The 22,131-nt window shown below is 71.3% G+C and carries 17 protein-coding genes; 7 read left to right on the top strand and 10 right to left on the bottom strand.

What is annotated here, in order from left to right; translation table 11 throughout:
* Positions 1-7 precede the first annotated feature (7 nt).
* From FPZ22_RS08630 to FPZ22_RS08620, 3 genes are all read right to left on the bottom strand, one after another.
* On the bottom strand, positions 8-2,191 hold the full coding sequence (locus FPZ22_RS08630) for a S9 family peptidase (protein ID WP_210412660.1): 2,184 nt from the start codon (positions 2,189-2,191) through the stop codon (positions 8-10).
* Positions 2,192-2,249: 58 nt separating this feature from the next.
* Positions 2,250-4,364 (bottom strand): prolyl oligopeptidase family serine peptidase, encoded by a 2,115-nt coding sequence (locus tag FPZ22_RS08625; RefSeq protein WP_144892173.1) that lies wholly within the window; start codon positions 4,362-4,364, stop codon positions 2,250-2,252.
* 100 nt (positions 4,365-4,464) lie between these two features.
* Complete coding sequence (locus tag FPZ22_RS08620; protein ID WP_144892170.1) at positions 4,465-4,716, bottom strand: hypothetical protein; 252 nt, start codon at positions 4,714-4,716, stop codon at positions 4,465-4,467.
* 123 nt (positions 4,717-4,839) lie between these two features.
* Here FPZ22_RS08620 and FPZ22_RS08615 point away from each other — a divergent pair, with 123 nt between their 5' ends.
* Positions 4,840-5,460 carry a lipocalin family protein gene (locus FPZ22_RS08615; RefSeq protein ID WP_144892168.1) on the top strand — a complete coding sequence of 207 codons (621 nt, stop codon included), beginning with the start codon at positions 4,840-4,842 and terminating at the stop codon, positions 5,458-5,460.
* A gap of 28 nt (positions 5,461-5,488) precedes the next feature.
* Here FPZ22_RS08615 and FPZ22_RS08610 read toward each other — a convergent pair whose 3' ends face one another.
* Entirely contained in the window at positions 5,489-6,457 is a 969-nt protein-coding gene (locus tag FPZ22_RS08610; RefSeq protein ID WP_144892166.1) for a helix-turn-helix transcriptional regulator, read from the bottom strand.
* Between the two features lie 118 nt (positions 6,458-6,575).
* Between FPZ22_RS08610 and FPZ22_RS08605 the strand changes: the two genes are divergently transcribed.
* From FPZ22_RS08605 to FPZ22_RS08585, 5 genes are all read left to right on the top strand, one after another.
* On the top strand, positions 6,576-9,455 hold the full coding sequence (locus FPZ22_RS08605; protein ID WP_210412659.1) for a molybdopterin-dependent oxidoreductase: 2,880 nt from the start codon (positions 6,576-6,578) through the stop codon (positions 9,453-9,455).
* Positions 9,456-9,463: 8 nt separating this feature from the next.
* On the top strand, positions 9,464-11,221 hold the full coding sequence (locus tag FPZ22_RS08600) for an SLC13 family permease (RefSeq protein WP_168198974.1): 1,758 nt from the start codon (positions 9,464-9,466) through the stop codon (positions 11,219-11,221).
* Positions 11,222-11,226: 5 nt separating this feature from the next.
* Positions 11,227-11,955 carry a 4Fe-4S dicluster domain-containing protein gene (locus FPZ22_RS08595; RefSeq protein WP_144892160.1) on the top strand — a complete coding sequence of 243 codons (729 nt, stop codon included), beginning with the start codon at positions 11,227-11,229 and terminating at the stop codon, positions 11,953-11,955.
* Between the two features lie 6 nt (positions 11,956-11,961).
* Positions 11,962-12,918, top strand: a complete 957-nt coding sequence (locus FPZ22_RS08590) for a dimethyl sulfoxide reductase anchor subunit family protein (RefSeq protein WP_144892158.1) — start codon at positions 11,962-11,964, stop codon at positions 12,916-12,918.
* 80 nt (positions 12,919-12,998) lie between these two features.
* On the top strand, positions 12,999-13,679 hold the full coding sequence (locus FPZ22_RS08585; protein WP_144892156.1) for a DUF481 domain-containing protein: 681 nt from the start codon (positions 12,999-13,001) through the stop codon (positions 13,677-13,679).
* Here the strand turns inward: FPZ22_RS08585 and hemC are convergent.
* The 6 genes from hemC to FPZ22_RS08555 all read right to left on the bottom strand — a co-directional run bounded on the left by hemC (position 13,676) and on the right by FPZ22_RS08555 (position 20,528).
* Positions 13,676-14,593 (bottom strand): hydroxymethylbilane synthase, encoded by a 918-nt coding sequence (hemC, locus tag FPZ22_RS08580; RefSeq protein WP_144892154.1) that lies wholly within the window; start codon positions 14,591-14,593, stop codon positions 13,676-13,678. The genes FPZ22_RS08585 and hemC overlap by 4 nt on opposite strands.
* 24 nt (positions 14,594-14,617) lie before the next feature.
* A complete protein-coding gene (locus tag FPZ22_RS08575) occupies positions 14,618-15,349 on the bottom strand; it encodes a LytR/AlgR family response regulator transcription factor (protein ID WP_144892152.1) in 732 nt (243 codons plus the stop codon).
* 113 nt (positions 15,350-15,462) lie between these two features.
* The gene (locus FPZ22_RS08570) at positions 15,463-16,131 is read right to left on the bottom strand and encodes an alpha/beta hydrolase (RefSeq protein WP_144892150.1); all 669 of its coding nucleotides are present in this window, start codon (positions 16,129-16,131) and stop codon (positions 15,463-15,465) included.
* Positions 16,132-16,189: 58 nt separating this feature from the next.
* Positions 16,190-17,185 carry an energy transducer TonB gene (locus FPZ22_RS08565; protein ID WP_144892148.1) on the bottom strand — a complete coding sequence of 332 codons (996 nt, stop codon included), beginning with the start codon at positions 17,183-17,185 and terminating at the stop codon, positions 16,190-16,192.
* Positions 17,186-17,253: 68 nt separating this feature from the next.
* Positions 17,254-19,179, bottom strand: a complete 1,926-nt coding sequence (gene mdoH, locus FPZ22_RS08560) for a glucans biosynthesis glucosyltransferase MdoH (protein WP_144892146.1) — start codon at positions 19,177-19,179, stop codon at positions 17,254-17,256.
* Positions 19,167-20,528 carry an OpgD/OpgG family glucan biosynthesis protein gene (locus FPZ22_RS08555; protein WP_246121021.1) on the bottom strand — a complete coding sequence of 454 codons (1,362 nt, stop codon included), beginning with the start codon at positions 20,526-20,528 and terminating at the stop codon, positions 19,167-19,169. The genes mdoH and FPZ22_RS08555 overlap by 13 nt, the downstream gene beginning before the upstream one ends.
* Positions 20,529-20,871: 343 nt before the next feature.
* Between FPZ22_RS08555 and FPZ22_RS08550 the strand changes: the two genes are divergently transcribed.
* On the top strand, positions 20,872-22,125 hold the full coding sequence (locus tag FPZ22_RS08550; protein WP_144892144.1) for a TerC family protein: 1,254 nt from the start codon (positions 20,872-20,874) through the stop codon (positions 22,123-22,125).
* Positions 22,126-22,131: the final 6 nt, after the last annotated feature.

Genomic DNA, 22,131 nt, shown 5'->3' with positions numbered 1-22,131 from the left:
CGTGCTCCTACGGGGCCCGGGCCGGGACCTCCGGCCTCACGCCCAGCTGGTCGAGCATGAACGCATACATCTCAGCCAGCTCCCGGTAGCGGCGGAAGCGCCCCGACTTGCCGCCGTGGCCGGCGTCCATGTTGGTGCGGAACAGCACCGGCGCGTCGGAGGAGTCCAGGTCGCGCAGCCGCGCCACGTACTTGGCGGGCTCCCAGTACTGCACCTGCGAGTCCCAGAGGCCGGTGCCGATGAACATCGCCGGATAGGCCTTCGCCTCCAGGTTGTCGTAGGGCGAGTAGCGCACGATGTAGTCGTAGTCGGCCCTGCGCTCCGGGTTGCCCCATTCGTCGTACTCGTTGGTGGTCAGCGGGATGGTCGCGTCGAGCATGGTGGTGACCACGTCCACGAACGGCACCTGCGACAGGATCACGCGGTACTTCTCCGGCGCCATGTTCGCGATCGCGCCCATCAGCAGGCCGCCGGCGCTGCCGCCATAGGCCGCCACGCGGCCCTTCGCCGCCCAGCCCTCGGCCACCAGGTGGTCGGTGACGTCGATGAAGTCGGTGAAGGTGTTGATCTTGTTCTGCAGCTTGCCGTCGTCGTACCACCTGCGGCCCATTTCCTGGCCGCCGCGGACGTGGGCGATGGCGTAGACCATGCCGCGGTCGAGCAGGCTGGTGGTGGTCAGGCTGTAGCCGGGGTCCATCGACATGCCGTAGCTGCCGTAGGCGTACTGCAGCAGCGGTGCGGTGCCGTCCTTCGCCAGGCCCTTGCGGTAGACCAGCGACACCGGGATGCGGGTTCCGTCGCGGGCCGTGGCCCAGCTGCGCTCGGTGGCGTACTTCGACGGGTCGTAGCCGATCACCGGCTGCTGCTTGAGCAGCCTGCGCTCGCCGGTGGCCACGTTGAGTTCGTAGGTGGTGGCCGGGGTGGTCATCGAGGTGTAGCCGTAGCGCAGCCACTGCGTGCCGGGCTCGGCGTTGACCGAAAGGCCCATCGAGTACGCAGGTTCGTCGGCGGCCACGTACTCCTCGCCGTCGGCCTTGAGCAGGCGGATGCGCTCGAGCGCGTTGGAGCGCTCGGCCAGGGCGGTGAAGCCGTCGAACAGTTCGAAGCCTTCCAGCAGCACGTCGTCGCGGTGCGGGATCCACTCCTTCCACTCCGCCCGCGAGGTGGCGGTGGTGGGTGCCGTGGCCAGGCGGTAGTTCGGCGCCTTGTTGCCCTGCGCGTCCGGGGCGTTGGTGAGGATCACCCAGCGGCCGTCGAAATGGTCGGCGTCGTACTCGACGTCGCGTTCGCGAGCCGAGAGCACGGTGAACTCGCGCGGGTCCGCGGCCGGCGCGCAGCGCAGTTCGCTGGACACCGTGCTTTCGACGCCGATGCAGAGGAAGCGGTCGTCGCGGGTGCGGTCCAGCCCCATGTAGAAGCTGTCGTCCTCTTCCTCGTAGACGAGTTCATCGTCGGCCACCGGGGTGCCGAGCACGTGCTTCTTCACCCGGACCGTGAGCAGGGTGTCCGGGTCGTTCTCGACGTAGAACAGCGTGCGGTTGTCGTCGGCCCAGACCATGTCCGCGGACAGGCCGGGGATGCTTTCCGGATAGACCTCGCCGGTCTCGAGGTTGCGGAAGCGGATGGTGTACTGCCGCCGGCCGATGCTGTCGTCGGCCCAGGCCAGGATGCGGTTGTCCGGGCTTACCTCGTAGACGCCGACGCTGAAGTATTCCTTGCCCTCGGCCATGGCGTTGACATCGAGCAGCACCTGCTCGGAGGCGAAATCGCCGGCCTCGTTGAGGCGCATGATCTCCGCGGCGCCCAGGCCCTCGACATCCTTGCGGCGCGCGTGCACGGGATAGTCCTTGCCGGTCTCGTAGCGCTGGTAGTACCACCAGCCACGCTCGCGGAAGGGGACGCTGGCGTCGTCCTGCTTGATGCGGCCCACGAATTCGTCGTACAGCGCGTCCTCCAGCGGCTTGAGAGGCGCCATCACCTGGTCGACGTACGCGTTCTCCGCTTCGAGGTAGGCGAGCACCGCCCTGTCCTCGCGGGTGTCGTCGCGCAGCCAGTAGTACTCGTCCTGGCGCACGGCGCCATGCGGCGCCCGGACCTCGTGGGCGCGCTTTTCGGCGTCGGGCGGGATCGGCGTGGCGGCGTGGCTGGTGGCGGTCATGAGCAGGAGGCTGGCGATGGCGAGGGTCTTCATGGATGGGGATCCGTGGGTTGCAATGCAACGGGGCGCCATTCAGGCGCCCCGTCGGTTCTCATTCGGCGTCACGTCCGATGTGTCGCCAGAGGAAGGTGAGGTACAGCGCGTCCATGTGTGCGGCCTGCCGGTTGTTGGCGGCGCCGCCGTGGCCACCCTCGATGTTCTCGTAGTAGCGCACGTCCTTGTCCGCGTCGCTCATGAGCGCATGCATCTTGCGCGCGTGGCCCGGATGGACGCGGTCGTCGCGGGTCGAGGTGAGGATCAGGGTGGGCGGATAGTCCTTCGCCGGGTCGAAGAGGTGGTAGGGCGAGAAGGTCCGGATGAATTCCCAGTCCGCCGTGTCCGGGTTGCCGTACTCGGCCATCCAGGAGGCACCGGCCAGCAGCCTGTGGTAGCGCTGCATGTCCAGCAGCGGCACCTGGATCACCACGGCGCCGAACAGCTCCGGATACTGGGTCAGCATGTTGCCGGTGAGCAGGCCGCCATTGCTTCCGCCGCGGATGCCCAGGTGCTTCGGCGAGGTGATGCCGCGGTCGATCATGTCCTGCGCCACCGCCGCGAAGTCCTCGTAGGCCTTGTGGCGGTTGGCCTTGAGCGCGGCCTGGTGCCAGCGCGGGCCGTACTCGCCGCCGCCGCGGATGTTGGCCACCGCGTAGGTGCCGCCGAGCTCCAGCCAGCCCTTGCCGACGCCGCCGGAGTAGCCGGGCATCATCGGGATCTCGAAGCCGCCATAGCCGTACAGCAGGGTCGGATTCCCGCCGTCGAACCGCATGTCCTTCGGGCGCACCAGGAAGTAGGGCACGCGGGTGCCGTCCTTCGAGGTCGCGAAGTGCTGCTCGACCTCGTGCTTCGAGGCATCGAAGAACGCCGGCTGCGTCTTCAGCACTTCCGGCGCGCCGGCGTCCGGCCCGGCACCGGCGAGCATCAGCGTGGTCGGGGTGAGGTAGTCGGTGACCGTCAGCCAGAGCGCGTCGGATTCGTCGCTGTCCACGGCGCTGGCGGACACGGTGCCGAACTCGGGCACGCCCGCGAGCGGGCTCCGCGTCCAGCCGCCGGGACCGGGCGTGAGCACGGACAGCCGGTTCTTCACGTCGTCCAGGACGTTGAGCACGAGGTGGTTCTTCGTGAACGACGCACCGGCCAGCGAGGTGGTCGCGGTCGGTTCGAACAGCACCTCGAACTCGCGCTTGCCGGCCATGTACTCGTCGAACCTGGCCACCAGCAGCGAGCCCGCTCTGTAGGTGGTGCCTCCGACCTCCCAGGGCTCGCGCAGCTCGAGGCCCAGCCACTCGCGGTGCACCGACTTCTGCGCCGAGTTCGGCGCGTCGACCTTCACCAGGCTGCCATCGGCGTTCCGCAGGTAGAGCTCGTCGTTGTAGAAGGCGATGGTGCGGGTCACGAAGTCGCGCACGAAGCCCGGCGTGTGGTCGCGGCCGGCGGCGATGTACATGTCGTCCGCGGTGCCTTCGTACACCACCGTCGCATCCGCCATCGGCGTGCCGCGCGTCCACTGCTTGACCACCCGGGGATACCCGGAGCTGGTCAGGCTGCCATCGCCGAAGTCGGTATAGACGTAGACCGTGTCGCGGTCGATCCACTGCAGGCCGCCCTTGGCCTCGGGGCGGAAGAAGCCGCCCTCCACCCACTGCATCGTTGTCAGGTCGAACTCGCGGGTGACGTTGGCGTCGGCGCCGCCGCGCGAGAGCGCGACCAGGCAGCGCGCATACTCCGGGCGCAGGCAGTTGGCGCCATGCCAGACCCAGTTTTCGCCCTCGGCCCTGTTGAGCGCGTCGAGGTCAAGCACGGTTTCCCACTGCGGCTGCGGCTTGCGGTACTCGTCGAGCGTGGTGCGGCGCCAGATGCCGCGCTCATGGTTCCGGTCGCGCCAGAAGTTGTAGTACCACTCGCCCTGCTTGTAGACGCCGGGGATCTTGTCGTCGGAGTCGTAGATGGCGAGCAGGTCGGCCTCGAGCCGCTTGAAGTCCGGCGTCGCCGCAAGTTCGGCCTCGGCCTTCGCGTTCTGCTCGCGGACCCAGGCCAGCTGCCGTTCGCCCTCGACGTCCTCGAGCCACTGATGGGGATCGGTCACTGCGGCGTCCTCCTGTGCATGTATGCCGAAGGAGACCGCGGCAAGCGTGAGGGACAGGCAGGCGAGGGGCAGCTTCGGCATGCGGCGGGCTCCGGCGATTCTGGTGGCCGGCAAACCTAGCACAGGGCGCAGTGCCCGGCCCCGGGCCGAAGGTCGCGCCCGGGCGGGATTCAGCGGGGTATCAGCGGGATTCGGCGCGGCGGCGGGCGGCAGCCAGCGCCAGCCAGGCGGAGGCCGGCAGGCCGGCCAGCCACAGCGGCAGCCAGCCGAGGACGGCGCTGGCACCGCGCGCCTGCGGCAGCGAGAGCATGGCGACGACGGCCAGGAACATGGCGGCAAGCACCACCCGGGCGGGCCAGTCCGGCGCCGGAACGGAAGCGGTGGCGAAACGGAGCCGGGTGCGGCCGCTGGCGGTGAGGCGTCGTGCTGTCATGATGGCTCTCCAGACTTTGCTTTCGGGCCAGCGTGCCCACCGGCCATCTCATGGACTGCGACCTGAATTGACAACGTCTTCGCCGATGCGCCGGCACCCTGCGGGCGCCCCCCGGATCCAGCGATGACCCTGCCCTTCCGACGCGCCACTGTCCGCTCCCGCCGCTCCGCCCGCGCCCTGTGCGCGCTCGTGCTGTGCCTGCTGGCGGCCTGCGCCGGCGTCGGCGAAAGGCGCGGCGAGGCCGGCGACGCACCGATGCCGCCGCTGGAGGTCCTGATGGGCGACTGGTACGTGGCGGCGCGCGTGCCCTGGTTCGGCGAGCGCGGGCGCGTCGCATCGGGCCTGCGCCTGGCGACCGACGAGGGCGGACGGATCGTGATCGGCCGCAGCTGGCGCGACGGCTTCTCCGAACCGGTCGAGTACGACAGATCCACCGCCCGGCGCGAAGGCGGCAGCGGCAGGTTCTGGTCGCTGCGTGCCTGGGGCGTGCTGCCTGCCCGGCTGCGCGTGCTGGAGGCGGCCGAGGACGGGAGCTGGCTGCTGCTCGACTCGCCGGGCCGCCGCGACCAGGCCTGGATCCTGACCCGCGCGCAGGTGGTCGGCGACGAGGCCTATCTCGAACTGGAGCGCCGCATCGGGCGCCACGGCGTCAACACCGACAAGCTGCGCCGCGTGCCCCAGGTGCCGGAGCAGGAAGGCCGGCTGGGCTTCGAACCGGCAGCGATACGCACGCCGGGCCGCTGACGGTCCGGCCGGACCCGCGCCCCTTCCTTCAGCGTTCGTACTTCGACAGCGCCAGCGACAGCAGCGCCTTCGCCTGCTCGCGCAGCGACGGCGGCTCCAGCACCTCGGCGTCGCTGCCGTAGTGCAGCACGTCCATCAGCAGCTCGCGCGCATTGCTGTACGGCAGCCGGAGCTCGTAGCGGCCGTCGGCCAGGTAGCGGCCCTGCTGCTGCGAATGCCAATGCTCGTCGGCGACCCAGCGCGCGGCCTTGGCGCTGAACACGATCGTGGCCACGTCCTTGGGAGCACCGGAGAAGATCCCGTAGCCGCTCCCCAGGTGCCGGTCCAGCTCGGCCTCGTCGACATCGACCGCGGCCTCTCCGAGCGCGCGCGCCTGGGCGATGCGGTCGACGGAGAAGCTGCGCAGGCCCTCGCGCTCATGGTCCCACGCGTCCAGGTACCAGTTGTCGCGGTAGTGGGTGATGCGCTGCGGACTGACCGTGCGCCGGGTCTTTTCGTCGGTGGAGCGTGCGCGATATTCGAAGGCCAGACGCCTGCGCTCCAGCACCGCGGAGCACACCGTGCGGAACGCGTGTTCATCCAGGTGCCGGGTGCGGTGCGGGATCACGCGCACCCGCTCCATCGGCCACTGCCTGCCGTTCGCGTGTTCATTGAGCAGCTTCTCGATGCGCGATTGCAGCGGAGCCAGCGCCGAGGACAGGACTCCGCCGCCGCTGCGCGAAAGCAGCTGCTGCGCGGCCAGCAGCGCATGCAGCTCCTCCGAGTTCAGCCACAGTCCGGGCAGCTCGAAACGGCCGCTCTCCTCGGGGTCGTAGCGGATGCCGGCCTCGCCGTCGCCCACGATCGGCGCCATCAAGGCATCGCGCAGGAAGGCCACGTCGCGATAGACGGTGGCGCGCGAACAGCCGAGTTCGTCCTGCAAGCGGGCAACCGTGACCGGATAGCGCGCCGCCCCGAGGATGCGGTGCAGCGAAAGGATGCGTTCGTAGCGGTCCATGGCGATCCCGGATGGAGTGCGGCCAGCGGCGCGGGCCACCGTGTATTCTGCCCCGAACCCCGCCGACGTGGGTGCCGGGCCTCCCTGCCCCGTTCCGGGAGCAGGCACAATGGCGCCCATGCGCGCGCACCGTCCCGACGAACCCGTGCTCGACACCTCGCCCTCGCCCGGCGACGCGGTGAAGACGACGACCTGCTACATGTGCGCCTGCCGCTGCGGCATCAAGGTGTGGCTGCGGGACGGAAGCATCCGCTACATCCAGGGCAACCCGGCGCACCCGGTGAACCAGGGCGTGATCTGCGCCAAGGGCGCCGCCGGGATCATGCAGCACCACTCGCCGGCGCGCCTGACGAAGCCGCTGCTGCGCGTGGGCGAGCGCGGCAGCGGCGAGTTCCGCGAGATCGAATGGGACGAGGCGATGGAGATCGCCACGTCCTGGCTGGCGCCGGTCCGCGAACGCAACCCCGACGAGTTCGCCTTCTTCACCGGCCGCGACCAGTCGCAGGCGCTGACCGGCTGGTGGGCGCAGCAGTTCGGGACCGTCAACTACGCCGCGCACGGTGGCTTCTGTTCGGTGAACATGGCCGCCGGCGGGCTGTACACCCTGGGCGGCTCGTTCTGGGAGTTCGGCGAGCCCGACTGGGAGCACACGCGCTACCTGATGCTCTGGGGCGTGGCCGAGGACCACGACTCCAATCCGATCAAACTCGGACTGGGCAGGCTCAAGGCCCGCGGCGCGAAGATCGTGGCCGTGAACCCGGTGCGCACCGGCTACGGCGCGATCGCCGACGAGTGGATCGGGATCCGGCCGGGGACCGACGGGCTGTTCGCGTTCGCGCTGATCCATGAACTGCTGCGCTCGGACCGCATCGACCTCGACTACCTGGTGCGGTATGCGGACGCGCACTGGCTGGTGGTCCGCGACCCGGGCGGCGCGGAGGACGGACTGTTCGCGCGCGACGCGGAGGGACGGCCGCAGTGCTGGGTGGATGGCCGCCCGCACCCGGCCGACGCGCCCGGCATCGCGCCCGCCGTGGTCGGCGAATACACGCTGCCCGACGGGCGCCACGCCGTGCCGGCCTTCCACCTGGTCGCCGAGCGCTACCTCGATCCGGAGTTCGCGCCCGATGCCGTGGCGGGGCGCTGCGGCATTCCCGCCGACACCATCCGCCGCATCGCGCGGGAACTCGCCGAAGCCGCGTTCGACTCCAACCTGCGGCTGCCGATCGCCTGGACCGACGCCTGGGGGCGCGAGCACGCGGAGATGGTCGGCCGCCCGGTCTCGCTGCACGCGATGCGCGGCATCAGCGCGCACTCCAACGGCTTCCACACCTGCCGCGCCCTGCATCTGCTGCAGCTGCTGCTCGGCGCGGTGGACGCGCCGGGTTCGTTCCGCTACCAGCCGCCGTATCCGAAACCGATCCCGCCGCCGAACCGCCCCGGTCGCGCGCGCCGCGAGGACGGCACGCTCGATGCCGGTCCGCTCGGCTTCGTGCACGGCCCCGAGGACCTGCTGGTCGACGCCGAAGGCCGACCGCGCCGCATCGACCATGCCTATTCGTGGGCCTATCCGCTGTCCGCGCACGGGATGATGCACACCCTGCTGCGCAACGCGCACGCCGGCGATCCCTATCGCATCGACACGCTGATGATGTTCATGGCCAACATGGCCTGGAACTCGGCGATGAACACCCGCGAGACCATCGCCTGGCTGACCGATCGCGAAGAGGATGGCGGATACCGCATCCCGCGCATCATCTATGCCGATGCCTACGCTTCGGAGATGGTCGCCTACGCCGACCTGGTGCTGCCCGACACCACCTACCTCGAGCGCTTCGACGCGATCAGCCTGCTGGACCGGCCGATCTCGGACGCCGACGGTGCCGCCGATGCGATCCGCCAGCCGCTGTTCGACCCGACGACCCAGCCCGACAGGGACGGCCGCCCGCGCGACGTGCGCGGCTTCCAGTCGGTGCTGCTGGAGCTGGGCGCGCGCCTGGGCCTGCCGGGCATGGTGCATGCCGACGGCTCGCCGAAGTACCGCGACTACGCCGACTACATCGTGCGCCACGAACGCATGCCGGGCGTCGGCCTGCTCGCGGGCTGGCGCGGCGAGGACGGTTCGCGTTCGGGGAAGGGCGCGCCGAACCCGGAACAGCTGCAGCGCTACATCGACAACGGCGGCTTCTGGCGCGAGGAAGTCCCGGAATCCGCGCGCTGGTTCAAGATGGCCAACCGCGCCTACCTCGACTGGGCGCACGGTCTGGGCTTCATCGGCTCGGCCGCGCCGATCACGCTGCACCTCTACGCCGAGCCGCTGCAGAAGTTCCGGCTCGCGGCGCAGGGGCATGGCGCGCACCAGCCTCCGGAAGAGCACCGCGAACGCGTCGCCACCTACTTCGATCCGCTGCCGATCTGGTACGCGCCCTTCGAGCAGGCCCAGGTCGACGGCGAGGCCTTCCCGCTGCACGCCATCACCCAGCGGCCGATGTTCATGTACCACGCGTGGGGCTCGCAGAACGCCTGGCTGCGGCAGATCGCCGCGCGCAACTGGCTGTACATGCATCCCGACACGGGCGCGCGCTTCGGGGTGGCCGACGAGGGCTGGGTGGTGGTCGCCTCGCACCTGGGCGAGATCACGGTGCAGGCGAAGTTCGCCGCCAACGTGCAGCCCGACACGCTCTGGACCTGGAACGCGATCGGCAAGCGCCGCGGCGCATGGCGGCTCGATCCGGACGCGCCCGAAGGCCGCCAGGGCTTCCTGCTCAACCACCTGATCTCCGACATCACGCCCCGGGGCGACTACGCCAATGCCGACCCGGTCACCGGCCAGGCGGCGTGGTTCGACCTGCGCGTGGGCCTGCGGCCCGCCGCCACCGGCGCGGGCGCGGAGAAGGGCGCGGCCGGCGCGGACGGTCCGGCAGCGCAACCGCAGTTCGAGCCCCTCGACCTGGGCAGCGCACCCGCCGGCCCGCTCCGCTACGGGGCCCGTCGATGACGCCGGACATGCTGCTCACCTTCCTGGTTCTGGCGGGCGCGGTGGCGCTGTTCGTCAGCGAGAGGATGCCGCCGGAAGTGGTGGCGATGCTGGTGCTGGCGGCGCTCCTCACCCTGCGGCTGGTCACCACCGAGGAGGCGCTGTCGGGATTCAGCAGCCCGGCCACGGTCACGGTGGCGGCGATGTTCGTGCTCAGCGCCGGCCTGCAGCAGAGCGGCTCGCTCAACCGCCTGGGCGAGGCGATCGCGCGCATCCGCTGGGGCTGGCTGCTGGCGCTGGTGATGATGCTGCTGACCGCCGCGGTCTCGGCCTTCATCAACAACACCGCGGCGGTCGCCGTGTTCCTGCCGCTGATCATCGCCGCCGCGGTGGCCAACAACCTGCCGCCGTCGAAGTTCCTCATCCCGCTGTCCTACGCCGCCCAGTTCGGCGGCGTGTGCACCCTGATCGGCACCTCGACCAACCTGCTGGTGGACTCGATGGCGCGGCAGGCCGGGCACGCCGGCTTCACCATCTTCGAGTTCAGCCAGCTCGGCATCCTCTTCGTGGTGATCGGCACCGTGTACCTGATGGTCGCTCGCCGCTTCCTGCTGCCCGACCTGGGCGTGCCGCAGCAGGCCGACAGCGGCCACGCCGGACGCTACGTCACCGAGCTGCTGGTGACGGAGAAGTCGTCGGCGATCGGCCGCCGCGGCAGCGAGCTGCTGCCCGGCAACGACGGCGACGTGGTACTGCTGGAGATCTTCCGCCAGCGCGCGACCGTTCCATCGCCACGCGCCGCCGAGGTCGAGGCCGGCGACCGCCTGCTGCTGCGTGGAAACTGGAACGACATCGAGGCCGCGCGCCGCATGCTCAAGCTGCGCCACCACCAGGTCGCCGGCGACCTCGAGGGCGACGACGAGGACGGCCGCGTGCACGCCGAAGTGATGGTCGCGCCCGGCTCGCACCTTATCGGCCACACCCTGGCCAGCCTGCGCTTCGCGCACATGTACCACGCCCGTGTGCAGGGCCTGCACCGGCACCGGCTGTCGATCCGGCAGCCGCTGGACCACGTGCCCCTCGCGGTCGGCGACGTGCTCCTGCTCGACGCCCCGCAGAGCGCGCTCGAGCTGATGCGCGCCGACCCGGGGCTGGTGGTGCTCGGCCAGCGCGAGCAGACCCGCACCTCGCTCCGGCGCTCGCTGCTGGCATTGGGGATCCTGACCGCGGTGGTGGCGGTGGCCGCCGCCGGCCTGATGAGCATCGTCGCCGCGGCGATCATCGGCTGCTGCCTGCTCCTGCTGCTGCGCGTGCTCGAACCCGAGGAGGCCTATGCCTCGATCGACTGGCGCGTGGTGCTGCTGCTTGCAGGCGTCCTGCCACTGGGGATCGCGCTGCAGAAGAGCGGCGCGGCCGCGATGCTCGCCGACTTCTCGATCGACATGGTGGGCGGCTTCGGCCCGGTGGCGACGCTGGCGGTGATCTACATCCTGACCTCTCTGCTGACCGAGATCATGAGCAACAACGCCTCGGCCGCGGTGGTGGTGCCGATCGCGATCGCCACCGCGGAGTCGCTCGGACTCGACAGCAAGCCCTTCCTGGTGGCGGTGGCCTTCGCCGCGTCCACCAGCTTCGCCACGCCGATCAGCTACCAGACCAACACCATGGTCTACGCCGCCGCCGGCTACCGCTTCCGCGATTTCGTGAAAGTGGGACTGCCGCTGAACCTCATCTTCATCGTGATGGCGATCGTGCTGATCCCCCGCCACTTCCCCTTCAGCGCCTGAACGCCGTGACCGACCTGCCGCCGCCGACGATGAAGAAACTGGGCCTGGTGATCGACCTCGACACCTGCGTCGGCTGCCACGCCTGCGCCACCAGCTGCAAGGAATGGAACGCCGGCGGCATCGCCGGGCCGCTGACCGACGAGCGACCGTACGGAAAGGATCCGGAGGGCGTGTGGTTCAACCGTGTGCACAGCTACGAGGTCGAACGCACGCCTGAGCAGCCCGCGATGACCCTGCACTTCCCGCGCTCCTGCCTGCACTGCGAAACACCGGCCTGCGTCACCGTCTGCCCCACCGGCGCCAGCTACAAGCGCGCCGAGGACGGCATCGTGCTGGTGGACGAGGACAAGTGCATCGGCTGCAAGCTCTGCAGTTGGGCCTGTCCCTACGGCGCGCGCGAGTACAGCGAGGTCGAGGGGGTGATGAAGAAGTGCACCCTGTGCGTCGACCGCATCTACAACACCCATCTCGACGAATCCGAACGCGTGCCGGCCTGCGTGCAGGCCTGTCCGACGCGTGCGCGCCACTTCGGCGACCTCGGCGACCCGGAGTCCGACGTGTCGAAGCTGGTCGCCGCGCGCGGCGGCGTGGCGTTGATGCCGGAGCTCGGCTACGCGCCCGTCAACCGCTACCTGCCGCCGCGGCCGCGGCGCGACGGGGATGGTGCCGAGGCCGAAGCGCCGACTCGCGCGACCTCGCCGCTGCACTGGCTCACCCGCGTCCTGAGGCGCTGACACCCGATGCATCCCGCCCTTTCGGTCATCTTCTTCACCACCCTGTCCGGCGCCGGGTACGGCCTGCTCGCCTGGTCGGGGCTGGCCCTGGCGCTGGCGGCGCTGCGCGGCGGCCTGCCCCTGGCGCCGGAGGGCGTGCAGCTGGCGGGAGTCGTGCTCGGCCTGGTGCTGTCGACCGTCGGGCTGCTCTGTTCGCTCGCCCACCTGGGCAAGCCCGCGCGCGCCTGGCGCGCCTTCAGCCAGTGGCGCACGTCCTGGCTGTCGCGGGAGGGTGTGCTGGCGGTGGCCACCCCGCTTCCGGCGCTCGCCATCGTCGGCCTGCTGCTGTGGATGCCGTCCGGCGCCACCCGGACCGCCGCGCTGGCCTGCCTGGGCGGGCTGATGCTGGCTCTGGCGCTGGCCACGGTGGCCTGCACCGCGATGATCTACGCCTCGCTCAGACCCATTCCCGCCTGGCGGCACCCGCTGGTGCTGCCCGTGTACCTGCTGTTCGCCCTGCTGACCGGACTCGCGCTGCAGCTGGTGATCCTGGCGGCCGTGCCGGTCGGCCCGGATCCCGGCAGGATGCTGCCGGCGCTGACGCTGTCCGGGCTGGTGGTCGCGGCCCTGAAGTGGCTGTACTGGCGTGCCATCGACCGCGCGCCGCAGCCGGCCGCGCGCGGTGCGGCGGTGGGCCTTCCCGGACGCGAAGTGCGGGTATTCGAGCGTCCGCACACCGAGGCCAGCTACATCACCCGCGAGATGGTCTTCGAAGTCGCGCGTCGGCATGCCCGCGGGCTGCGGGCTGCGGCGATCGCAGGCCTGGCGGTGCTGCCGCTGCTGGCATCGGCGGCGGCGGCGCTGGGCTGGATGCCGGCGCTCGCCGCCAGCCTGCTGGCGGCGCTGGGGCTGCTTGCGGGCGCGTTCGCCGAGCGCTGGCTGTTCTTCGCCCAGGCGAAGCACGTGGTGGCCGCGTACTACTGAACGGCCCGGCGCGAGTGCCTTGGAACGCCGGCGGATCATCGCGATAATGGTGCCCAGCGTTCGTCATCGGAGCCCGGCGCATGCTTGCGGCCCTCTGGCTGGCCCTCGCCACACCACCCGTGTTCATCCAGCCCTTGCCGGAATCACCCGGCGAGCCGGCGGCGCTCGCGCTGGTGGCGGGTCGCGCCGACCTGCGCCGCCCGTGCTATCAGCTCGTCTGTGACGATGCCGGCTGGGGCGCGCCCAATCGCTTCACCCGCATCCAGCCGGCGCGGGCCCCCGGCAGCGTGGATCCGCTGGTCGCGAGCCGCCTGCCCGCGCTGGCCGCGCGCCGCTATCCGCTGTACTCCCCGGCGGTGCGCCGCGACTGGCGCGTCAACCATGGCAGCCATTCGCGCTTCACCACCGGCTTCGGCTATGAGGCCATCCGCACCCCCGACACCAGCGTGAAGCTGGAGTTCGGCACCGGCTATCGCCTGCGGCCTTATGCCGACCACGGCACCGCGGCCGAGGGCCTGATCGCCCGCGGTCGGCTGGAACTGCGCCAGTCGATCGCCGAACGCGCCATGTTGACGCAGAACCTGCTGGTCGAAGCCGGGAAGTTCAACACCACCACCCGGCAGGTGATCGGCCTGGACCTGAAGTTGCAGCCGCAGTGGACGCTGCACTCGAACTTCGAACTGCGCCACGACAGCGCCGGCAACGGTGGCACCGGCGCCACGGACACCGAGGGCTCGCTGCACCTCCGCTATCGCTTCTAGCCCGCTGCCGGCAGGAATTCGCCGGCACCGCCCTCGAGCAGCTTCGCCGCCACCGTGCGGCCCAGTGCATCGGGCTCGGAGACGGGTCCAGCGGCTTCCGCCCGCACCGCGCGACCGTCGCTCGCCGACCCGACGAGGCCCTGCAGCCGCAGCACGTCGCCGTCGAGCCGCGCCAGCGCCGCCACCGGCACATGGCAGCTGCCATGCAGCGCCAGATTGAGCGCGCGTTCGGCCGAGGCGCAGGTCCGCGTCGGCGCGTGGTCGAGAACGCGGCACAGGTCCATCACCGCCGCGTCGTCGCCGCGGCATTCGATCGCGATCACGCCCTGCGCCGGCGCCGGCAGCCATTCCGGCGCATCCAGGCGCGTGCGGATGCGTCCGCCCAGGCCCAGGCGCTCCAGGCCCGCGCAGGCGAGCAGGATGGCGTCGTACTCGCCGCCGTCGAGCTTCGCCAGCCGGGTATTGACGTTGCCCCGCAGGTCACGGATGTCGAGATCCGGGCGCAGCGCGCGCAGCTGGGCCTGCCGGCGCAGCGAGGAGGTGCCCACGCAGGCGCCGGGCGGCAGGGCCTCGAAGGTGGCGAACTGATTGCTGACGAAGGCGTCGGCGTGGTCCGCGCGCTCGAGGAAGGCCGGCAGCGCGAACGGCGCGTCGACCTCCATCGGTACGTCCTTGAGCGAATGCACCGCGCAATCGGCCTCGCCCCGCAGCATCGCCAGCTCCAGCTCCTTCAGGAACAGGCCTTTGCCGCCGATCGCGGACAGGGAACGGTCCAGCACCTCGTCGCCGCGCGTGGACATGGGCACCAGTTCGACCTCGAGGCCGGGGTGTGCGGCGCGGAGCAGGGCGGCGACGTGTTCGCTCTGCCAGAGGGCGAGCGGGCTCTTGCGGGTGGCGATGCGGAGTGTGGTCATGGGGGGATTATCCCCGACCGCGCGTCAGGGCTGCCGCAACAGTTCCCGCAGCGGCGCCACGCAGCGCCGGCTGACCTCCAGCGGCTGGCTGCCGTGACGGAGGATGGCGTGGACCTGGCCGTCGGGCTCCCGGCGCAGCTCGACCAGTTCGTGGCGCGCCACCAGGCAGTTGCGGTGGATGCGCAGGAACCTGTCGCCGAACTCCTCCTCCAGGGATTTCAGCGACTCCTCGATCAGGTCCTCGCCGCGGGCGTGGTGCACCACGACGTACTTCTCCTCGGCCTGGAGGTAATGGACGTCCTCGATGGGGATCAGGCGCAGGCTGCCGCGCAGGCGCGCGCAGAGATGGGTGCGGCGCTTGCCGCCACCGTCTCCGCTGCGGCCATGCTCCAGCCCGGCGGCGAAGGTGCGCACGCGTTCGAGCGCGGCCTGCAGGCGCTCCGGCCGCACGGGCTTGACCAGGTAGTCGACCGCGGCGGCATCGAAGGCCGACAGCGCATGGGCGTCGTAGGCCGTGCAGAACACCACCGCCGGACGCGGCTCGAAGGCGGCCAGATGGCGCGCGGCCTCGAGGCCGTCGATCCCCGGCATCGCGATGTCCAGCAGCACCAGGTCGGGCTCGTGTTCGGCGCAGGCCTGCAGCGCGGCGCGACCGTCGCCGGCCTCGGCCACGACGGTGATGTCGGCGTGCGCGGCCAGCAGGCCGCGCAGACGCTCGCGGGCCAGTGGTTCGTCGTCGGCGATGACCACCTTCACGGCGTCCTCCTTCCCGTTCCCGGCGGCAGCTGCAGCGTATGGGCATGGTAGCCCGCGTTCCGGCCGGCGGTCATGCGCGCCCGCGGACCGGGGGGCGCGCGTCGGCCACAGCCTCAACCCGCGGCGAACCGCCTGCCCAGCCAGTCGCCAAGGTCGCGGATCTCCTCGGCGCAGACCGAATGCGGCATCGGATACGCGTGCCAGTCGACCTGGAAGCCCAGCGCGCGCAGCAGCTCCGCGCTCTGCAGGCCTGCCTGGAAGGGCACGACCGGATCCTGGCTGCCGTGGGCCATGAACACCGGCTGCCGCTCGGCCCCGGCGACGAGTGCTTCCCGCGCCCTGGGGGCCGAGGGCACGTAGGTGGACAGGGCCACGATCCCGCCCAGCGGTTCCGCGCTGCGGAGGCCCGCGGCGAGCGCGATCGCGCCGCCCTGCGAGAACCCGGCGAGCACCACGCGCGAGCGCGGCACGCCGCGCCCGCCCTCGCGGGCGAGCAGCGCTTCCACCTGGCGCATGGACTCCGCGACGCCGGCCTCGTCGGCGCGGTTGGCCAGGTCGACGTCGACGATGTCGTACCAGGCGCGCATCGGCACGCGGTTGTTGATCGTCACCGGGCGCACCGGCGCGTGCGGGAACACGAAGCGGAGCGCGGGCCAGCCGGGGCGCACCAGCTCGGGCACGATCGGGACGAAGTCGTTGCCGTCGGCGCCGAGCCCGTGGAGCCAGATGATGCTCCAGGCCGGGTCCGGACCGGTCTCGCGCTCGATGCAGTCCAGCAGCATGAGGGGCCTCGTTGCGATGGGCGCGCCATTATGCATGGCGCACGCAGAGGGCCGGCCCTTACCGGTCGAGGGTGAAGCGCACGGTGACCGTAGAGGGCACGTTCCGGCCGGTGGGCTCGAAGCGGTAATCGCCCACGGCCGCCAGCGCGGAGCGATCGAACACGCCCGGGGGGCTGGCCTGGAGCACGCGCGTGTTCTCCACCTGGCCATCGGGGCGGATGGTGAAGGCGACTTCCACCGCGCCCTCCATGCGGCGACCGAGGGCCAGCGGCGGATAGCGCGGCGCCGGCTGGTACAGCAGGCGCGGGGGCGCGGACCCGGGCCCGGAGGCCGGCACCGATGGCGGACTGCCGGCGATGCCGGCCTGACGGGTATCCGCGGCTCCTGCGTCGGCCCGGATGTCCGCCCGCGCCTCGGCGGGCGGTGCGTCGGTGTCGGCAAGGGGCGCCGGCACCAACGCCATCGCTGCGGATTCCGATACGCCGGTCGGCGGCGCCTGTGCGGAGGCAGCCTCCGCCCGGGTCTGCGCGGCCGTCCGCGCCTCGTCCTCGCGACGCGACGCCTCCGCGGCCAACCGCACGGCTTCCGCGCGGTCGCCGGCTTCGGCTTCCGCGATCGCCGCGGCCAGGCGCGGCAGCGCAGGTGCGGTCGGGTCGGCGGCCGCGATCAGCCCGTGCAGCCGGCGCGCTTCGGCGAAGTCGCGGCGCGCGATCGCTTCTTCGCAGCCGATCAGCAGGTAGGGCTGCAGTCCGGCGACCGCGTTGACCACGGCGATGCGGTCGTGATCGCGCGCCCTCGCCTCCAGCCAGTACTCCACGGCGCTGTCACCGGCCGGCGTGTAGATCCGCCCTTCGCGCAGCGCCCGGTCGGCGGCCTCTTCCAGGTCGGCGATCGTGCGCCGCGACAGATCGACCGCGGGCGCCACCGCGGACGGGGCGGCCGGGGCCACAGCCACGGCCGCGGCCTCCGCCGCCGCCCCGCCCTGCGGCGCCTGCTGGCAGGCGGACGTGACCAGGGCCGCGACCAGTGCCACGGCCATCGCGTGCAATCTCATTTCGAGCCCCCTGTGGCTTCCGGGGACAGCCTAGGAAGCGCGGATGACGAAGCCGCTGCGACTGGAAGTCAGTTCGCCTTCACACTTCGCGGCTCGCGCAGTTCGCCCGCGCGCACCAGCACCGGCGGCGGCGACAGCTCCTCGGGCGTGGCGAACAGCCGTCGCCTGCGCAGCCAGAGTCCGGCGGCGCGCGAGGCGCCCAGGGCCACGATCGGGATCGAAAGCACCAGGCCCAGGACCACCGGCGACATCCACGCCGCCAGCGCCGGCGACACCATCCATGCGGCCACGCCCGCGACCACGCCCACCAGGGTCATGCCGCCGTACAGGCGCAGCAGCTCGCGCAGCGGCAGGCCGCCGTCATCGCGCCGCTGCGACTCCCAGCCCGAGTCCTTGCCGGCCAGCACCTGGGCCACGCCGCGCGACTGCACGTACATCGTCACCGGTGCCATCAGCGCCGCCAGCAGCGTCTCCAGGAGCACGCCGGCGGCCACCCGCAGGGCGCCGCCGCAGCCGCGCCGCGTCACGGGGTCGACCACGGTGGCGAGGTAGCCCATCAGCTTCGGCGCCAGCAGCATGGTCATGGTGACGATGAAGACGCCGATGAAGCGGTCGCCGTCCTGTTCGCGCCAGTAGGCGGTGGGCGTGAAGCCCGCCAGAGAGGGCCGGTCCCAGCTGAAACCCGCGTGCAGCAGCGGGATCGAGATGCCGACGATCATCAGCATCGCCCACATCGGCGCGGTGAAGTAGTGGCCGATGCCGATCATCAGGTGCCAGCGGCTGACCCAGTGCAGGCCGCGCGCCGGCAGCACCCCGCCGTGCTGCAGGTTGCCCTGGCACCACCGGCGGTCGCGGACCAGCATGTCGGTGAGCGAGGGCGGCCCTTCCTCGTAGCTGCCTCCCAGGCCCGGGACCATGTGCAGCGCCCAGCCGCCGCGGCGCATCAGCGCGGCCTCGACGAAGTCGTGGCTGAGCACGGTGCCGGCGAAGGGTTTCACCCCGCGCAGCTCCGGCAGTCCGGCGCATGCGGCGAACGCACGACTGCGGATCATCGCGTTGTGCCCCCAGTAGTTGCTCTCCGCGCCGTGCCACCAGGCCACGCCGTAGGCGATCACCGGACCATAGACCCGGCCGGCGAACTGCTGCATGCGCGCGAACAGGGTGCTGCCGTTGACGATCACCGGCAGGGTCTGGATCAGCGCGACGTCGTCGTGGCGCTCCATCGCCGCGGCCAGGCGCACCAGGGTGTCGCCCGACATCACGCTGTCGGCGTCGAGGATCAGGAACTGGGGCCAGGCCCCGCCCCAGCGCCGCACCCAGTCGGCGATGTTGCCGGCCTTGCGTTCGGTGTTGTCCTTGCGCAGGCGGTAGTACACCCGCGCCTCCGGGCCCAGGCGCCTGCGCAGCGCTGCGACCGCCGCGGCTTCGGCGGCCTGGATCTCCGGCCGGCGCGTGTCGCTGAGCAGGAAGAAATCGAAGCGTTGCAGCTGCCCGGTGGCTGCCAGCGACTCATGCATGGCCTGCAGTCCCGCCGCGACCCGCTGCGGATCCTCGTTGTAGACGGGCACCAGCAGCGCCGTGCGGGAGCTGACCTGCGGCAGCGGGCCGGTGGCATGCATGCCCATGCGCAGCGGCCGGCGCTGGAGCAGCAGCACGAAGCCGGCGATCGCGCCGACGAAGGACTGCACGATCCAGGCGAACAGGGCCACGAACAGCACCAGCAGCGTGCCCTCGAGCGGATCGATGCCGTCGCCGCGCAGCAGCCACCACAGCTGGTAGGTGGCGACGGCGGTGAGCAGCACCGCACTGCCGATCACGGCGAAGCGCCGCCAGGCCATGTTCGGCGGAGTGGTCGGCCGTGGCGGATCGGCGAGCACGCCGCGGTCCAGGGCCTGCACCGGCATGTCCAGCGGCGCGTCCGGCGGCAGTGCCGGCAGAACATGGCGCCGACCATCCGGTCCCGGCGGGTCCTCCTGCAGGCTCACGGTGTCCATCGCGACAGCCAGGTTTCCGACAGGCGCCCGGTATCGCCCTCCAGCCACAGCCGCATCTCCACGGCCTGCGCCGCGCCGGGCTCGAGCTCGAAGCCGACGCGCCAGCTTCCGGCCTGCGGATTGCGGTATGCGACCGCATTGCGCAACGCGCCGGCGCTGGCCGTGGCGCGCACGCGCACTCCGCCTCCGGCGTCGCCGGCAGGCAGCGCGCCGCCGGCGAAATCGACCAGGTACTGGCGCCCCTCCGCGCGATCGAGGGCGCCTGAGCGCGTCGCCACCACGCGCGCGAGCGAGGGGCTTCCGCCGTCCGCCGACGTCCAGTGCAGGCGATAGCGCCAGCGGTGTTCGCGGCCGGCGCGCAGCGGCGCGCGCGGGCGCCAGAAGGCGACGATGTTGTCTGCGAATTCGTTGGCGGTCGGGATCTCGACCAGGTGCACCTCCCCCTCGCCCCAGGGGTCGAGTGGCTCCACCCGGCAACCGGGACGTTTCTCGTACCCGGCCTCGGTGTCCTGGTAATCCTCGAAGCGGCGCTTGCGCTGCATCAGCCCGAAGCCCTTCGGGTCGCGGTCCTGGAAGCCGCTGTGCTCGACGCCGTGCGGATTGCGCAACGGCCGCCAGGCCTGTTCGCCGGCGCCGGTGAGCAGGAGCAGGCCGTCGGAGTCATGGACCGCCGGCCGCGGGTCGTCGACGCAGGCGCGGTCGTGGCCGTCGAACTCGTACATGCTGGTGAGCGGCGCGATGCCGGCCGTGGCGAGATCCACGCGTGGGTACAGGCGCGCGTCGACGTCGAACACGGTGTCGTCGCCGGGCACGATCACGAAGCGGAAGGCGCCGGCGACCGCGGGCGAATCCAGCAGCGCATGCACGACCACTGCCTTGGCACCGCGCGCGGTGCAGTCGCGGCCGCTTCCGCAGGCCGGCGGCGTCTCCAGCCAGAAGGCGCGGAACACCGGAAACTCCTCCGGCCCCGGATCGCCGCTGCCCAACGCCAGCCCGCGGGCGGACAGTCCGTAGCCGAGGCCGCGCGCGACCGCACGGAAGTAGCTCGCACCGAGAAAGGATGCGACCTCGTCCAGGCCATCGTCCGCCTGCCCGGTCGCATGCAGGCGGAAGCCCGCGAAACCCAGGTCGCCGCCTTCGGGCGGCACCGGCGCGCCATGCTCGAAGTGGAACAGCGATGGCGCGTAGGCGAAGGGCCGGCTCAGCCCGCCGTCGACCACGTGGATGTCGACGCGTTCGCTGAATATGTAGCCGCGATGGAAGAACATCGCCTCGAAGCCGCGGCCCTGGCCGTGCCACAGCGCGCGCTCGGCGCGGAAGCGGTAGTCGCGGTAGCGGTCATAGCCGATGCCCTCCAGCGCAGGGGGAGGTCGCGCGCGGGAGGGGCATAGACCCCGGCGGCGAGCCCCCGTGCCAGCGCCGGCACCGTGCCCTCGTCGAAGGGCGTCCCCCTGGCTGGAGCGGCGGCCATGGCCGACCGTGGCAGCGCGGCGGCCACCGGCAGCGCCAGACCCGCCAGCAGGAGTTCACGTCGGTGCAAGGGAAACGCCGGGATGGGGAAGGCGGCGGAATATAGCCTGTGCAGGGCGACCGTCTTCACGCATGGCTAACGCTTTCCGCGCCGGCGCGCGATGACGCGGCGGCCACGACCGCCATGGGATTCTCGGCCACTTGTCCATCCACGGGCCTCCGATGCCGACGACCACCCCGCTCGTATGGGAAGCCACGATCGCCCTGATCATCGGCCTGCTCGCCTTCGACTACTTTTTCCACGTGCGCAAGGCGCACGCTCCCGGCCTGCGCGAGGCCGCGATCTGGTCGGCGCTGTACATCGGCATCGCCCTGCTGTTCGGCGTCGTGGTCTGGATCTGGGGCGGGCGCGACATGGGCGCCGAATACTTCGCCGGCTACATCACCGAGAAGGCGCTGTCGGTCGACAACGTGTTCGTGTTCCTGGTGATCATGTCCAGCTTCCAGGTACCGCGCGAGAGCCAGCAGAAAGTGCTCCTGTTCGGGATCACCTTCGCGCTCATCGCCCGCACGGTGTTCATCCTGCTCGGCGCGGCGCTCATCGACCGTTTCGCCTGGGTGTTCTACCTGTTCGGCCTGGCGCTGCTGATCACCGCCGGCAACCTGCTCGCACCCGACGACCACGACGCCGACCGGCCGAATGTCGTGGTCCGGATGGTGCGGCGGATGTTCCATGCCAGCCCGCACTACGACGGCGACAGGCTGTTCACGACCTGGCAGGGAAAGCGCGCGCTCACGCCCATGCTGCTGGTGATGCTGGCGATCGGCGGCACCGACATCCTCTTCGCCTTCGACTCGATCCCGGCGATCTTCGGCCTGACCCAGAACGTCTTCATCGTCTTCACCGCGACCGCCTTCTCGCTGCTCGGCCTGCGGCAGCTGTACTTCCTGGTCGGCGGCCTGCTGGAGCGGCTGGTCTACCTGTCGATCGGCCTGGCGGCGATCCTGGGCTTCATCGGCATCAAGCTGGTGCTGCACGCGCTGCACGAGAACAACCTGCCCTTCATCAACGACGGCGAGCCGGTGACGGTGATCGAGGTCAGCACCTGGACCTCGCTGGTGGTCATCGTCGCGATCCTCCTGGTCACGGTGGCGGCCTCGCTGTGGAGCCCGAAGGGCAAGGCGAAGGTGGCGGTCTCGACCCTGCGCGCCAAGGTCGCCGACTACCTGTCGCTGTCTCCCGAGACGCCGCCGGTGGTGCGCCGCGCGGTGTTCGCGGACATGAGCGCGGCCCAGAAGCGCGTCGACGCGCTGGAGCCGAAGTTCAAGGCGATGGTGCATCGGGCGGACGTGCTGCAGTACGACCTGGAGCGCGCGCACCAGGTCCACGCCGCGGCCACCGCCTCGCCGCCCCAGCCCAGCGACCTCGGGCTGCCGCCGCCTCCGCACGGGGACGACGGGGATCGCCCCCGCTGAAGTGCC

The sequence above is a fragment of the Luteimonas granuli genome (genome assembly GCF_007795095.1).
GTDB lineage: Bacteria > Pseudomonadota > Gammaproteobacteria > Xanthomonadales > Xanthomonadaceae > Luteimonas > Luteimonas granuli.
The sequence above is the reverse complement of the archived record's forward strand: the minus strand, read 5'-3'. Positions and strand labels throughout refer to the sequence as shown.